This is a genomic window from Xanthomonas sp. NCPPB 3174 (assembly GCF_056725205.1).
In genome coordinates this window covers 546,023-560,379 of the sequence record NZ_CM161517.1, presented here as the reverse complement: position 1 = coordinate 560,379, position 14,357 = coordinate 546,023, and the positions used below count along the sequence as shown (strand labels likewise).

The following is a 14,357-nucleotide window of genomic DNA, read 5'->3' as shown; positions in this document are numbered from 1 at the left end:
GTTACGCCAGGGACACGCTCCGCTGCCAGACGTCCGCGGTCGCCTTGCAGTAGCGCTCGATGAACTCTGCCTGCGAAGGCATCGCCGCGCTGGCCTGCTGCAGCGGCTGCCGGATCCGCGTCAGCAGCGTGCGCAGATCCGCATCGCCAATGGCCGCGGCCAGCGGATGCGGCGGCCCGGGCTGGATCCCCTGGCCCAGCAACACGCTGGTCCAGGAATCCACGCGGAACAACTCGCCCGGGTCCTGCCAGGCGTGCGCCCGTTCGCGCCAGGCGCGCAGCCGGATCGCCAGCGACTCCGGCAGCGCCATCTCGCGGCAGGCTTTCCACATCGGCTCGTCGCGCTGGGTGGCGTGGTAGTGCAGGATGATGAAATCGCGCACGTGCTCCATCTCCTGGCGGCTGACCGTGTTGTACAGCTCCACCAGCGCCGGGCTGATGCCCTCGTGTGGAAATAGCTGGATCAGGCGCACCACCGCACTGATGGTCAGGTGGATGCTGGTCGATTCCAGCGGCTCGATGAAGCCGCTGGCCAGACCCAGCGCCACCACGTTCTTGTTCCACGCCTGCAACCTGCGCCCGCTGCGGAACGGCACCAGCCACGGATCGCGCAGCGGCGGGCCGTCGACGTCGCGCAGCAGCTTGGCGTGCGCCTCGTCGTCGGACATGTGCCGACTGGAGAACACCAGCCCGCAGCCGACCCGGTGCTGCAGGGCGATATGCCAACGCCACCCGGCCTCGTGCGCGATGGCACGGGTATACGGCACCGGCGGCGCGACCGCCTCGGTCTGCACCGCGACGGCGCGATCGCTGGGCAACCAGTCGCGCCAGTCTTCGTAGCCGGTGTGCAGGGTCTGCTCGGTCAGCAGGCCGCGGAAGCCGGTGCAGTCGATGAACAGGTCGCCCTCGATCACTTGCCCGTCTTCCAGCAGCAGCGACGCGACCGAGCCGTCGTGCGCGTGTTGCCGAACCTCGCGAATCTGCCCTTCCACCCGGCGCAAGCCGTAGCCTTCGGCCTTCTTGCGCAGGAACTTCGCGTACAGCGCGGCGTCGAAGTGATAGGCGTAGTTGACCTGCGGCTGGGTCTCCAGCGAGAACTTGTCCGCACGCGAGGCAACGCTTTCCAGGCAGAAATCGCCCAGCTCCGACGGCATGCCGCGGCGCAGGCTGTCCAGCCAGAAATGATGGAACGGCGTGGCCCAGGTGCCCTGCCCGATGGTGCCGAACGGATGGATGAAGCGATCGCCGGGGCGGCGCCAATGTTCGAACGAGATCGACAGCTTGAACGTGCCGGCGACGGCGCGCAGGAACTCCTGTTCGTCGATCTGCAAAAAGCGGTGGAAGGTGCGGATCGGCGGCACGGTCGACTCGCCGACGCCCACGGTGCCGATCTGCTCGGACTCCACCAGGGTGATGTCCAGGCGATCGCGGAACTGGTGGGCCAGCGCGCAGCCGGCAAGCCAGCCAGCGGTGCCGCCGCCGGCGATGACGACCTTGCGGATGCGTCCGTCCGTGGTGTTGGCCAGGTTCACGACAAGATCCCCATCAGCGGTTGAGCCGCGCCAGCAACTGCGCGCGCGTCCGGCGCGCCCGTGCCTCGTCGAACGGCGCCAGCTCGCCCCGGGCGGCTTCGGGAAGGTGCTGCCCTGCGCGCTCGCCGGGGCCGAACACGTAGTAATCGAAGAGCGTGGCCCAGGCCTGCTTCTCGCGCGCCGGCAGATCGCGCAGCGCCCACATCGCATGCTGCAGCGCCGTCAGCGGCGAGGGCAGGAAAGCCGGCGCACTGCGCCACCAGTAGTTCACCAACACATTGAACGGCGCCAGGCTGCGCACGTGGTGCCACCACATGCTGGGGATGAACAGGGCATCGCCCGGCTCCAGCTCGGCGTGCCGCGCGCTGGCCAGCGCGTCGCGGAAGCGCGGATAGCGCGCGAAGTCGGGGCGGTCGACATCGACCACGCTGACCACCTGGCCGCCCGGCGTGGGGTCCAGCGGCCCCGGATACAGGTTGTCGATCTGTTCCGGCGGAAACAGGGTGACGCGGCGCCGGCCCACGGCACAGCAGGCCAGGTTGTCCGGCGTGTCGAAATGGCAGGAGGCGGTCACGCGGTTGCCGATCCAGATGCTCGCCAGCGCATCGATGCCCTGCCCGGCCAGGCCGGCGTCGTTGGCCTGCGCGAACCCCGGAAGCGCCCGATCGATCGGCAGCGACGCGACATAGTAGGTGGGCGGCCGCGGCTCCTCGAAGGTCGCGGCGATCGCCTCCAGAACCTGCGTGAGCGGTCCGCGGCGGACCTCGAAATTCAATGCGGTGAACTCGGCGTTGTAGAACGGGCGTCCTTCGATCCCGGGTTCGCCGAAGGAATACGGCACCGGCACGCCCGCATCGAACCCGCGCAGGTAGGCCATTGCGTCCTGCGTGGAGCGCAGCCCGGCCTGCACCAGCGCCCAATCGCGCGCGATGCCGCGCAGCACCACCGGCTCCCCGGCCGCCACCAGGTCCTGCAGCGGCAGCGCCGTGGGCTGCACGCCCTCCAGTGTCCGCATGGCGCCGCCGTCCGGCATGCTCAGTTCCTGCCTGCCGCGCCGGCGGCATCGTGCAGGCGCAGGCGCCGCTGCTTCTCGGCGATCAGGCGGCGCATGTTGTGCAGCGAGGCCAGCATCAGGTACGCGCCTTCCAGATAGCCGGCGCGGTTGAGTGCGGCCAGCGCGGCACCGTCCAGCTGGGCCAGGCGCTCGCGGTCGATCGCATGCAAGCCGTTGACGCCGACCCGATGCTGCGCATCGAGTTGCACGTCGAGCGCCACCGGCTGGATCAGTCCGTGCGCATCGAGCGCGGCGAACATGTCCGCGCCGAAGGCGTTACCCTCGTGGATGCCGCGCAGCACCGTGGCGATGTGGTCGAGATAGGGCGTGTTGCCGCCCTGCGGCAGGAACACCGGCTCGCCCTGCATCGCCGTCACCCGCGGATGCTCCATGTCCACGTGCAGGACCGCTTCCTGGGTGAGCACGCCATCGATCCGCTGCTCCTGGAACCCGATCAGGAACGGCCCCTTGGCCGCCGCCCCGGGCAGGTACGAGGCGGTCCAGCGCCGCTCCTGCAGGAACAGGTTCTCGTGCTGCTCGAACCCCAGCAGCGCCACCGACTGCCAGGCGCCGTCCGCCGGGTCTTTGCGCAGGAAGATCGGATACTCCCGCTGCAACTCGGCGAACTCGCTCGGGTAGGCCGGCAGCATGCCCACCGCGTCGCCGAACTCGGGGCCGAAGTCGGTGGCCACGCGCAGGTCGCGATGGGCGATGTTGTTGAGCATTTCGTAACGCGGCATCGTGTTGCGCACTCCGGGTTGACGCCTTGCACCGGACGCCGCCGCGAGCGCAGCGGCGTCGGTGGGCACGCGAAGAGAAACTCCCCGCCTTCCTCAGAACCTGTAGCGAACGCCCAGCATGTAACGCGGACTCTGGTCGGCCAGCTTCACGATCATCTGCGAGGTACGCGAGCGCCAGCGCACGTCCTCGCCGGTCAGGTTGATCGCTTCCAGGCCGAACGACCAGTTGTCGTTCAACGTGTAGTTCACGCTGAGGTCCCACTGTTCGTAGGGTTCCACATAGTACGGGTTGCGGCTGGTGCCCTGGTTGGCCAGGATCAGGTACTGGTCGCGCCAGTTCCAGGCCAGGCGCACCGACCAGCCGTACTTCTCGTACATCAGCACCGCGTTGGCGGTGTCGCTCAGGCCGGTGAGCGCGAACTGGTCGATGCCCGGGTCGCCACCGTTGTCGTAGCCGACGTCGCCCTTGACGATGGTGTAGTTGGCGAGGATGCCGAACCCGGTGTCGCCGAGGAAGTACTGCCCGCCGAGCTCCCAGCCGTGCAGCTTGGCCTGGTTCTGGTTGATCGGGCGGTTGACGTTGAACTCGTACAGCGGGTCGTCGGCCTCGCCGTAGAGATCGTAGGCCGCTTCGGTCGCCAGCACCTGCGCACCGGTGCCGTTGTAGGCGGCCAGGCCGGCCGGGTTGTTGCGCAGCAGGGCCAGCGCGGTGAACAGCGAGGTATCGTTGGCCGAGCAAGCCGCCGCATTGGCCGGGCCGACCTGGGCCAGGCAGGCGCCGCTGGTGAGGAACGCCAGCGCCGTCCGCGCGTCCGGACCGGAAGTCGGATCGCGCAGGCCGTACAGGTTTTCCTGCACCACGGTGTTGCCGATGAAGTTGTTGACCGACTTGTTCCAGTACGTCACCGACAGATAGCTCGCGTCGGCGAAGTACCACTCCAGCGCCAGGTCGAGGTTGTCGGATTCCAACGGCTTCAGCGACGGGTTCTGCGCGGTGCCGCTGGCACGCGAGGACGGATCGATCAGCACCGAGCCGAACGGCTGCTGCGCCCCGGGGCCGGCATACAGATTGCCGATCGGCGCACGCGCGATGCTCTTGCCGAAGGAGACGCGACCCTTCAGCGTGTCGGTGAGGTCGATGCTGAAATCCAGGTTGGGCAGGATGTAGCTGTACGTGGTCTTTTCGCTGAACGGTTGCTGCTCGTTGGATAGCACCACGCGGAAGTCGTTGTTGGACTGCCACTCGATCGCCTCAGGCGTGGCGATGATCGAGGTCGACACCACGTCGGTGGTTTCGTAGCGCACGCCCAACCGGGTATTGGTGCGCCGACCGGCCAGCTCGCCATCCAGTTCCACCTGGAAATACGCCGAGCGGGTTTTCTCCTCCACGAAGTTATCGGCGGCGCGCTGCGGGCTCACGCCCAGGCCGACGCCGTACTGGCTGGCCGCCCATTCGGCGAGGCGGCCGGCATCGCCGCGCCACGCCGGCCAGCTGGTGCCGCTGTAGTCATGGAACAGGCCGATGATGTTGACCGGCTGCATCAGGTTCATCAGGCCGCCGGCGGTATCCCGGTCGACATTGGCCACGCCCCAGTCACCCAGGGTGGAATATGCCTCAGCGGCCTGGATGCGGTGCGTGGTCGACTTGTTGGTGTCCACGCCGAACTGGAAGCGGCCCTGGTCGAAACTCCACTCGCCGTCCACGCGCGCCTGCTTGATCTGGCTGATCTGGCTCTGCGAATTGACCCGCAGCACCTGCGTGCCGATCTCGCCCGGCACGAAGCCCGGGTTGACCACGCCGTTGACGTTGGCCGCGGCAGCGGCGTCGCTCGGATACCAGACCTGGGTGCCGATCGGCAGGCCGTTGTTGAAGTTCAGCTCCTGCACCCAAGATCCGCCGCAGTGGGGGCCGGTGGTGCAGTTGTTGGTGCCGGCGATGCTCATGAACAGCGAGCCGCCGCCGGTCAACGGATCGTTGGGGCGGCTTTCGTTCTTCGAGTCGTGCGCATCGAAGCTCAGCTTGAGCCGGTCGGTCACGTTCCACACCGCATTCAGGCCGAGCGAACCTAGCTTGTACTTCTGCATGCTGCGCTGCTGCTCGAGGCCGAAATCCTTGGTGCCGGCGATCTCGCGGATGTAGGTCGGCACGGCCACCGCACCGCTGGTGTCGAAGGTCACGTCGGTGTAGTTGCTGTTCTGCAACCACATGCCCTGCTCGCCACGATTCTCGGTGATCTCGTTGGTCGAATAGGTGTAGTCCAGGGTCAGGGTCAGGCTGTCGGTGGGCGCGAACTGCAGCACCGCCTGGCCGTTGACGCGCTCGCGTTCGAACTCGGAGAACGCATAGCGCAGGTCGTTCGGACGTGCGTACAGGGCGCCGATCTGCGGCGCATTGACCACGGTCGGGTTGCCGGGCATCGAGCCGGTCCACGGCTGCACGTTCCAGTAGTTCTCGGTGGCCTGCACCGAGCCGCCCTTGCGCTTCTGGTAGCTCGCGCTCACGCCGACGCCGAAGGTCTTGTCCGGATTGGTGTAGCTGAAGATGCCGGACAGTTCCGGGGTGATGTCGTCGTCGAACGGCTGGCTGCGGTCGGAGACCGCCTTGGCGCCGGCGCTGGCGACGATGCCCTGGTGGTCGAACGGGCGCGCGGTCAGGATATTGATGGTGGCGCCGATGCCACCGCTGGGCATGTTGGCCTGGCTGGTCTTGTAGACCTCGATGCCGTTGATCGCCTCGGCGGCGAGCTGGGCGAAGTTGAAGGCACGGGTACCGCCGTCGACGCCGCCAATGGCGACCTGCCCGGCGGCACCGAACGCATCGGCACCCGGCATCTGCCGCCCGTTGAGCGTCACCATGTTGAACTGCGGGCCGAAGCCGCGCGCGGTGACCTGCGCGCCTTCGCCATCGCGCCGCTCGATGGAGATGCCGGTGATGCGCTGCAGGGATTCGGCCAGGTTGGTATCGGGGAACTTGCCGATGTCCTCGGCACTGATGGCATCCACCACGCCCGCGGCGTCGCGCTTGATGTCCATCGCCTGGCTGAGGCTGTTGCGCAGGCCGGTGACCTGGACGGTGTCCAGTTGCGTCGGGCTGCTCTGCGCCTGCTGCTGCGCGGCCGGCTCCGGCGCCGGCGTTGCGGCGTCCTGTGCGAAGGCGGGATTGATGACCAGCACGCCGCCGACGAACGTGAACATGGCCGTGGATTTGAACTTCGCCAGCGCGCGGCTCATGGACGAGCCCTCAGGTCTGGCATACGACGAAACATAGAAGCACTCATGACTCTCCCCTCTGACATGCGATCGATGGATGTATCGCCCCTCCCCCAAGAGGCACGCACGGGCGATGCCCGTTTTCCACGCCGAACATCGCAGCGCGCTGAGCGTTCGCTGCGACTCAAACTCCGTTTCAGGATTGCCAGACCACGTGTGGCAAGGCCCCCCTAGGCCCGGCTGTCGCTAACTGATAGCGCTACCATCACGTCACGGCGCAGACTACGCACCGGCGATATCGCTTGTCATCATGCGTCGCAACAAAGGACGGCATTCTTTGAACAACACCCCCAAAACGGCGCGTCGCCGAGGGAACGCGGTCACCATCGACGACGTCGCCGCGCATGCCGGCGTCTCGCCGATGACCGTCTCGCGCGTCACCCACGGTCACGCCGGCGTGCGCGAGAGCACACGCGAACGGGTGATGCGCAGCGTGCGTGCACTGGACTACCGGCCCAACCCGGCCGCCAGCGCGCTCGCCGCCGCGCAGCACACCTGCATCGCGTTGATCTACACCAATCCCAGTTCCAGCTATCTGCGCGAACTGCTGGTCGGCGCGCTGCGCGGGTCCACGCGCGTGGCCGCGCAGCTGGTGATCGCCACCTGGGACGGACTGGGCCCGCGCGCGCGTCGCGCAGCCGCACGTACGCTCTGCAGCAGCGTGGCGGGTGTGCTGCTTCCTGCGCCCTTGTGCGAATCGAAGGCCATCGTCGCCGTGTTCGTCGAGGCCGGCATTCCCGTGGTCTCCATCGCGTCGAGCCGGTTCCGCGACAGGATGTCCTGCGTGCACATCGACGATCGCCGTGCGAGCCATGACATGGTGTCGCACCTGATCGCGCACGGTCATACCCGCATCGGCTACATCGCCGGCGACCCGAACCAGACCGCCAGTGCGCACCGCTGGCAGGGCTACCGCGATGCGCTGGCGGATGCGGGCATCGGCTACGACGCGGCGCTCGTGCAGCCCGGCGACTTCACCTATCGTGCCGGGCTGGAGGCCGCCGAGCGGCTGTTGGCGCTGCAGCCGCGCCCCACTGCGATTTTCGCGAGCAACGACGACATGGCCTCGGCGGTGGTGTCGGTGGCGCATCGTCGGCGCCTGAAGGTGCCGGAGGATCTGTCGGTGGTGGGATTCGACGACACCTCGGCGTCGACGATGGTGTGGCCGGAGCTGACCACCATCCATCAGCCGGTGGCGGACATGACCGATGCGGCCATCGATCTGTTGTTGCGGGAGATCCGGCAGGCGGCTGGTGCCCAGCGCGCCTATGTCGATCATGTGGTGCCGCATCGATTGGTCGCGCGTGATTCGGTGTTGCGGCCTTCGCTGGTTCGCTAGCCTCGTGCCATAAGCGAGAGACCGGGAAGCCGCTGCAGATGCAGCGCCTGTGTCTCAGGTACGTAAAACGCTCATTCGCCGAACGCTGTTGCCGTTGCCGTTGTCGTTGCCGTTGCTGTGGATGTGGCTGTTGCTGTTGCTGTGGCTTTTGCTGTGGCTTTTGACTTACCGGGTTCCCTTCCGAAGCGGCGGCCAGCCCGGGGAAAAACCCCGAAGGGGCGGCGCACATGGACGTGCGCCGTTCGCGGCAGGGGCAGGATGCCCCTTCCGCGAATCCCCGGGCTGGACGCGGACCCGGAGCGCGTTAGCGCGGAGGGCGCGAGGCAGGGTGTGCTTTCTTTTGGTTACTTTTCTTTGCACAAGCAAAGAAAAGTAACTCGCCGCAAGGCGAAAGCTTTGCTCTTGCACTTACTGCTACGGCGGCGGCCGCTGAATTGTAGGAGCGGGTTCAGCCGCGACAGACACGATGGATTCTCGCTGTCGCGGCTGAAGCCGCTCCTACAGATCCTCTCGTCCGACAGACACACTTCAAGCAACGGCAGCAGCAACAGCAAAGGCTTTAAAGGCTTTCGCCCTTGCGGGCGAGTTACTTTTCTTTGCTCGCGCAAAGAAAAGGTAACCAAAAGAAAGCGCGCCCTGCCTACGCGCCCTCCGCGCTGCGCGCTCCGGGTCCGCGAACCAGACGGGATCCGCGGAAGGGGCATCCTGCCCCTGCCGCGGACGGCGCACATCCATGTGCGCCGCCCTTCGGGTTTTTCCCGCGATGGCCGCCGCTTCGGAAGGGAACCCGGTAAGTCAAAAGCCAGAACAACGGCAACAGCAACAGCACAAGCAACAGCAACAGCAACAGCAACAGGCAACGACAACGGCAACGGCAACGGCAACGGCAACGGCAACGGCAACGGCAACGGCAACGGCAACGGCAACGAGCATCTTGCTTGGTGCGGAAACAGGCAATCGAAAAAATCAGACAGCCAGCGACGCGCTGCCAACACCGAGTTCCCCGCCACCCACCGCTTCGGCCAAGTCGTCGACAAGATCGCCGCACCAGCGCGCGCCATCCGCCTCGCAACTGCGCTACCTTGCACCCAAGGCGCGCCCTCGCGCCCATGCCGCCCCGGAGATCCCCATGCCTCTGCTCTATCGGTCCCCTGCCGCGCCACTACACACCAGCCGCCCTCGCGCCTGGCGCATCGGCCTGGCCCTGCTGTGCGCCCTGATCGCCGCGCCCGGGATGGCCGCCGACACCGCCGTGCCGGCCGTGCAGCGCGCGCAGCAGCTGATCCTGGTGCTGGCGCCGGACTGGGACAGCCCGCGGGGCACATTGCAGGCGTTCGAGCGTGATGCACAAGGCTGGCGCGCGCAGGGCAAGGCCTTCGACGTGAGTCTCGGCAGTCACGGCAGCGCCTGGGGCCTGGGCCTGCATCCGGCGCAGACGGATGGCCCGCAGAAGCGCGAAGGCGATGGCCGCAGCCCGGCCGGCGTGTTCACCATCGGCGAAGCCTTCGGCTATGCGCCGCGCATCGACAGCGCCATGCCCTACCAGGCGATGCAGCAGAGCAGCTACTGCATCGATGTGCCCGGCTCGCCGCTGTACAACCAGATCGTCGATGCCGACAAGGTCGGCAGCGCCGCGGTGGCCGGGTCCACCGAACCCATGCGCCTCGACCTGCAACACGACGGCGATCAGCGCTACCGCGAAGGTTTCGTGATCCAGCACAACGCGCAGGCCACGCCCGGCGCCGGCAGCTGCATCTTCGCCCACCTGTGGCGCGCGCCCGGCGCGCCCACCGCCGGCTGCACCGCGATGCAGCCGGCCGACATGCAGCGGTTGCTGGCGTGGCTGCGGCCGTCGGCCGCGCCGCTGTTCGTGCTGCTGCCGCGCGACGCCTACAGGCGCCTGCAGGCCGACTGGGCGCTGCCGGCCGTGGAGCCGGCTTCGTGAGCCAGGCGCCCGCACCCGGACTGGTCCGCGCGGTCAGCCGTTGGCAGATCGTCGGGCTGTCGATCAACGACGTGATCGGCAGCGGCATCTATCTGCTGCCCGCCGCCACCGCCGCCTTGCTCGGGCCGCTGAGCCTGTGGGCGGTGCTGCTGGCCGGCGTGGCGGTGGCGCTGCTGGTGCTGTGCTACGCGCAGGCGGCCAGCTACTTCGACGAACCCGGCGGCAGCTATCTGTATGCGCGCGAGGCGTTCGGCCGCTTCGCCGGCTTCGAGATCGGCTGGATGATCTGGCTGACCCGGATCAGTTCTGCAGCGGCGCTGAGCAACGGGCTGGCCGATGCGGTGGTGCGCTTCTGGCCGGCCGCGGCCGGGGGCGGCGCGCGCCTGGCCATCGTGGTCGCCTCGCTCGGCCTGCTCACCGCGATCAACGTGATCGGGGTGAAGTCGGCCGCGCGCACCGGCGTGGCGCTGGTGATCGGCAAGCTGGTGCCGCTGTTGCTGTTCGTGGCGATCGGCGTGTTCTACGTGGACTGGTCGTGGGCGTTCTCGGGCAAGACCCCGGACCCGCGCGATGTCGGCAACCTCGGCGAAGCGGCCTTGCTGCTGCTGTTCGCCTACGCCGGGTTCGAGAACATCCCCGCAGCCGCCGGCGAGTACCGCAATCCGCGCCGCGACGTGCCGTTCGCGCTGATCACCATGATCGTCACCGTCACCCTGATCTACGCCGCGGTGCAGGTGGTGGCGCAGGGCACGCTACCTAACGTGGCGCAATCGGCGACGCCGCTGGCCGACGCGGCCAGCGGTTTCGGCGGCGAGGTGCTGGCGCTGATCCTCACCGTCGGCGCCACCATCTCCATCCTCGGCACCACCAGCAACACGGTGATGCTGGGGCCGCGCTTCCTGTTCGCGCTGGCCAAGGACGGCTACGGCCCGGCATTCCTGGCGCGGGTGCATCCGCGCTTCCGCACGCCGGCCGCGGCGATCCTGCTGCAAGGCGTGCTGTCGCTGGCGCTGGCCCTGTCCGGCTCGTTCGTGCAACTGGCGCTGCTGTCGATGGTCACCCGCCTGTTCGCCTACATCGGCACCGCCGCGGCGGTGCTGGTGCTGGCACGGCGCTATCGCGACCGGCCCGGTGCGCTGCGCCTGCCGGGTGGGCCGCTGATTCCGCTGGCGGCGCTGTTGCTGGCGCTGGCGCTGCTGCTCAGCGCCAGCTGGCAGAACCTGGCGGCGGCGGGCGTGGCGCTGCTGGTGGGCGCGCTGTTCTATCGGTTCCCACGCAAGGACGCGGCGTGAACGCCTTCACGCCGCCTTGCGCGCAGGTCACGCGGGGATAACTCCAGCGCCCGGACGCTGGACACCCGCCAGCAAGGGCCGCCCGCCATGAAACGACGCCGCGTCTACAGCGCTCCGGATCTGCCCACCGCCACCCGCGCGCTACAGGCCGCGCGCAGTGCCGGTCTCGACAACGACGACCTGTCGCTGGTCGCACGCGGCGACATCGAACTGGACGCCATCCCCGACGACCGCAAGGAAGGCAAGACCGACACCGTGCCGGCCGCGGCGCGCGGCGCCCTGGGCGGCGGCGCCGCCGGCCTGCTGGCCGGGCTGGCGGCGATCGCGGTGCCGCCGCTTGGCATCACCCTGGCCGGTGCCGGCGTGATGGCCATTGCCGGCGCCTTGGTCGGCAGTTGGTCCTCGGCGCTGGTCGGCTCCACCGTGCCGGACCCGGTGCGGCGCAACTTCGAGGAGGAAATCGAGGCCGGGCGCATCCTGGTGGTGATCGAAGGCGAGCCGGAGCAACTGGACGCCGCCGACGCACCGCTGCGCGCGGCCGGCACTACGGCCTTGCCGTACGAGGCAGCGGCGGCTGCGCACTGACGCGGCGCCAGGGCGCACGCGGCAGCCCTGCATTGCGATCTCGTCCGGGCGCGATATCGCGCGCAACGGTCTGCACAGACTGCGAGGCCACCGAAGGACCGTCACCCACACGCCCGCAATCAGGCCGGCGTCAGCGCCCGCATGCGTACGAGCAGCCCGGCGGCATACACCAGCCCGTAGGCGATCAGCGCCGCGGCGATGCTCATGGTCAGCGGACTGGCGTTCTGCAAGGTCTCGGCACTGCCGCCGGCGAACGCCCCACTGGCCCAGCGCCAGGCCAGGCGCCCGAGCAACAGCACGCTCAGCGCGGCGCCGATCCAGGGGTTGGGCGTGTACCAGCGCGCGCCGTCCTGCAGTTCGATGCGGGTGTGGTGCAGGGCGAAGGCGCCCAGCGCGGCGCCGCCCACGGCCCCCAGCGCCATGCCCAGGCGCACGGCGGGCAACTGGACGGCCAGCCAGGTCAGCAGGACCGCGACCAGCAGCAGGAACCCCAGCCGCACGCCGGTGCGCCGCGACTGCCAGGGCTGGCGGCCGAAATAGCGGCGGATGCGTCGGTAGTACAGCCAGCCCACACCGGCCGTGGCCAGGTACGGGGTCAACAAGGCGATGCCGTTGGCGGCCATGGGGTTTGCCGGAAGAGAGGGGGCGTAGCGGCGGATCGTAAGCCACCCTGAGCGCCGACGCAGCCTGCCAAAAGGCATGAATGTTTCATAGCGCGATCACGCCGCGCAGGGGCAGGTTTAACGCAGCCGTGGCTAGCGTGAAGCGCATTCATCGCCACGGAGAACCATCATGAGCGTTCCGTATCAGATTCCCGGCCGTGCGCCCAACGACGAGGACCGCAACAGCGTCTCGCAGTACTGGCGCGACCGTTTCGCCGACGAACCCTATTACAGCGAAGGTGAGCGCTTCGAAGACTACGAACCCGCCTACCACGCCGGCCACGAGGCGCGCATCCGCGATTTCAACCGCGCCTACGAGCAGGTGGAAGCGGAGCTGCATCGCGACTGGGACAACAACAAGGGCTCGCAGACGCTGAGCTGGAGCAAGGCCCGCCACGCGGTGCGCCGCGCCTGGGAGCGTGCCGGCAACGGCGACTGAGGCGACGCGCCACGTTCCAGTGTTGTAGGAGCGGCTTCAGCCGCGACGGGGCTTCTCGGTAAAGCCCGTCGCGGCTGAAGCCGCTCCTACAAGGGCAGTGTGGCCTTGGTTCCTGGCATTTCCACGCAGGCCAACTCAGACGAAAGCCCGGCATCGCCCAGCGTGCGACCCACACCGCGCACCCGGCAGCGACCCCATCGCCGCTGCCAAGCGCGTTCTTCAGCTCTCCAGCGGCTGCAACTTCAGCAAGCGCCCACCGGCGCCATCCTCCAACAGCCACAGCGCACCATCCGGCCCCTGCTCCACCTCGCGGATGCGCTTGCCCATGTCGTAGCGCGCCGCCTCGCGTGCGGTCTCGCCATTGAACTCGATCCGCACCAGCGACTGCGAAGACAGGCCGCCGATGAAGCCGTTGCCGCGCCACTGCGGGAAGCGGCTGCCGTTGTAGATGACGAAGCCGGCCGGCGAGATCACCGGCGTCCAACTCACCTTGGGCGCGGCGAATTCCGGGCGCGTGCTGTGATCGGGAATCGGGCGCCCATCGTAATGGTCGCCATTGGACACGATCGGGTAGCCGTAATTGGCGCCGCGCTGGATCAGGTTCAATTCGTCGCCGCCGGCCGGGCCCATCTCGTGCTCCCACAATCGGCCATTGGCGTCGAAGGCCAGGCCGAGCACGTTGCGATGGCCCAGCGACCAGACCTGCGCGGCGACGCCGCCGCGGTTGGCGAACGGATTGTCGGCCGGGACGCTGCCGTCGTCGTTGAGACGCACGATCTTGCCCAGGTTGCCGCTCATGTCCTGCGCCGGATCGAACTTCTGCCGCTCGCTGGAACTGATCCACAGCTTGCCGTCCGGGCCGAACGCCAGGCGGTGGCCGAAGTGGCCGTTGCCGGACACCTTGGGCTGCTGCCGCCAGATCACCTGCTGCTGCGACAGGGTGCCGCCGCCGCTGGCGTCCAGGGTCAGCTTGGCGCGCATCACCGCCGCGCCGCGGGTGTCGCCGCTGCCGGGTTCGGCGTAGCTCAGGTAGACCCAACCGTTCTTGGCGAAGCCCGGATGCGGCAGCACGTCGCCGAGACCGCCCTGGCCGCCGTAGGCCACCGTCGGGATACCGGTGACCGCACCGGTGTGGCCGCTGACCGGATCGATGCGCTTCAACGTGCCACCCTTCTCGCTGACCAGCGCGGTGCCATCGGGCAGGAAGCTCATCGCCCACGGTTCGTTGAAGGTGGCGACCGGCGTCGCCGAGAACGGCCAGTCGCCGCGCCGCTCGGCCGCCGTGTCGGCGGGTGCGGCCTGCGCCGCAGCGATCGCCAGGCCCATGGCCAGCGCGCAAGCCAAACCCAGGGGAGTCCGTTGCATGACGTGCACCTATCGGTTGGGGTCGAATCCCGAACCTAGCAGACCCCGCGTACACGGCAAGCATGCCGCGGCCAGGGCGTGGCCGCGGTCACGTCACCGCGACGGGTCCGGTAGACACGTCGCGTATTCAAGAAC

11 protein-coding genes are annotated in these 14,357 nt (G+C 68.3%); 5 read left to right on the top strand and 6 right to left on the bottom strand.

Features of this window, described 5'->3' with window-relative positions; genetic code table 11:
• Position 1 precedes the first annotated feature (1 nt).
• The 4 genes from AC1PK7_RS02570 to AC1PK7_RS02555 all read right to left on the bottom strand — a co-directional run bounded on the left by AC1PK7_RS02570 (position 2) and on the right by AC1PK7_RS02555 (position 6,556).
• Positions 2 to 1,531 (bottom strand): tryptophan halogenase family protein, encoded by a 1,530-nt coding sequence (locus tag AC1PK7_RS02570; protein ID WP_481099763.1) that lies wholly within the window; start codon positions 1,529 to 1,531, stop codon positions 2 to 4.
• A 13-nt stretch (positions 1,532 to 1,544) separates the two neighbouring features.
• Complete coding sequence (locus AC1PK7_RS02565; RefSeq protein ID WP_481099762.1) at positions 1,545 to 2,564, bottom strand: cupin-like domain-containing protein; 1,020 nt, start codon at positions 2,562 to 2,564, stop codon at positions 1,545 to 1,547.
• A 2-nt stretch (positions 2,565 to 2,566) separates the two neighbouring features.
• Positions 2,567 to 3,325 carry a SapC family protein gene (locus AC1PK7_RS02560; RefSeq protein ID WP_481099761.1) on the bottom strand — a complete coding sequence of 253 codons (759 nt, stop codon included), beginning with the start codon at positions 3,323 to 3,325 and terminating at the stop codon, positions 2,567 to 2,569.
• A 93-nt stretch (positions 3,326 to 3,418) separates the two neighbouring features.
• Complete coding sequence (locus tag AC1PK7_RS02555; RefSeq protein WP_481099760.1) at positions 3,419 to 6,556, bottom strand: TonB-dependent receptor; 3,138 nt, start codon at positions 6,554 to 6,556, stop codon at positions 3,419 to 3,421.
• A 400-nt stretch (positions 6,557 to 6,956) separates the two neighbouring features.
• On the opposite strand from AC1PK7_RS02555, the gene AC1PK7_RS02550 reads away from it, so the two are divergent.
• The 4 genes from AC1PK7_RS02550 (at position 6,957) to AC1PK7_RS02535 (ending at position 11,756) form a co-directional block, all read left to right on the top strand.
• Complete coding sequence (locus AC1PK7_RS02550) at positions 6,957 to 7,934, top strand: LacI family DNA-binding transcriptional regulator (RefSeq protein WP_481100827.1); 978 nt, start codon at positions 6,957 to 6,959, stop codon at positions 7,932 to 7,934.
• Between the two features lie 1,129 nt (positions 7,935 to 9,063).
• Positions 9,064 to 9,879 (top strand): L,D-transpeptidase family protein, encoded by an 816-nt coding sequence (locus tag AC1PK7_RS02545; protein WP_481099759.1) that lies wholly within the window; start codon positions 9,064 to 9,066, stop codon positions 9,877 to 9,879.
• Positions 9,876 to 11,171 (top strand): APC family permease, encoded by a 1,296-nt coding sequence (locus tag AC1PK7_RS02540; RefSeq protein ID WP_481099758.1) that lies wholly within the window; start codon positions 9,876 to 9,878, stop codon positions 11,169 to 11,171. The genes AC1PK7_RS02545 and AC1PK7_RS02540 overlap by 4 nt, the downstream gene beginning before the upstream one ends.
• Before the next feature lie 87 nt (positions 11,172 to 11,258).
• A complete protein-coding gene (locus tag AC1PK7_RS02535) occupies positions 11,259 to 11,756 on the top strand; it encodes a hypothetical protein (RefSeq protein WP_420008764.1) in 498 nt (165 codons plus the stop codon).
• Positions 11,757 to 11,875: 119 nt separating this feature from the next.
• On the opposite strand, the gene AC1PK7_RS02530 is transcribed toward AC1PK7_RS02535, so the two are convergent.
• Positions 11,876 to 12,379 (bottom strand): CcdC protein domain-containing protein, encoded by a 504-nt coding sequence (locus AC1PK7_RS02530; protein WP_481099757.1) that lies wholly within the window; start codon positions 12,377 to 12,379, stop codon positions 11,876 to 11,878.
• 169 nt (positions 12,380 to 12,548) lie between these two features.
• On the opposite strand from AC1PK7_RS02530, the gene AC1PK7_RS02525 reads away from it, so the two are divergent.
• Positions 12,549 to 12,857, top strand: a complete 309-nt coding sequence (locus AC1PK7_RS02525; protein WP_420008762.1) for a hypothetical protein — start codon at positions 12,549 to 12,551, stop codon at positions 12,855 to 12,857.
• A gap of 219 nt (positions 12,858 to 13,076) precedes the next feature.
• Here AC1PK7_RS02525 and AC1PK7_RS02520 read toward each other — a convergent pair whose 3' ends face one another.
• Positions 13,077 to 14,222 carry a PQQ-dependent sugar dehydrogenase gene (locus tag AC1PK7_RS02520; RefSeq protein WP_481099756.1) on the bottom strand — a complete coding sequence of 382 codons (1,146 nt, stop codon included), beginning with the start codon at positions 14,220 to 14,222 and terminating at the stop codon, positions 13,077 to 13,079.
• Positions 14,223 to 14,357 lie beyond the last annotated feature (135 nt).

What these genes read in the sequence shown, in the direction of transcription:
- AC1PK7_RS02565 (WP_481099762.1), bottom strand. Translation starts at nt 2,564, where the DNA reads ATGCCGGACGGCGGCGCCATGCGGACACTGGAGGGCGTGCAGCCCACG.
- AC1PK7_RS02560 (WP_481099761.1), bottom strand. Translation starts at nt 3,325, where the DNA reads ATGCCGCGTTACGAAATGCTCAACAACATCGCCCATCGCGACCTGCGC.
- AC1PK7_RS02555 (WP_481099760.1), bottom strand. Translation starts at nt 6,556, where the DNA reads ATGAGCCGCGCGCTGGCGAAGTTCAAATCCACGGCCATGTTCACGTTC.
- AC1PK7_RS02550 (WP_481100827.1), top strand. Translation starts at nt 6,957, where the DNA reads ATGACCGTCTCGCGCGTCACCCACGGTCACGCCGGCGTGCGCGAGAGC.
- AC1PK7_RS02545 (WP_481099759.1), top strand. Translation starts at nt 9,064, where the DNA reads ATGCCTCTGCTCTATCGGTCCCCTGCCGCGCCACTACACACCAGCCGC.
- AC1PK7_RS02535 (WP_420008764.1), top strand. Translation starts at nt 11,259, where the DNA reads ATGAAACGACGCCGCGTCTACAGCGCTCCGGATCTGCCCACCGCCACC.
- AC1PK7_RS02530 (WP_481099757.1), bottom strand. Translation starts at nt 12,379, where the DNA reads ATGGCCGCCAACGGCATCGCCTTGTTGACCCCGTACCTGGCCACGGCC.
- AC1PK7_RS02525 (WP_420008762.1), top strand. Translation starts at nt 12,549, where the DNA reads ATGAGCGTTCCGTATCAGATTCCCGGCCGTGCGCCCAACGACGAGGAC.
- AC1PK7_RS02520 (WP_481099756.1), bottom strand. Translation starts at nt 14,222, where the DNA reads ATGCAACGGACTCCCCTGGGTTTGGCTTGCGCGCTGGCCATGGGCCTG.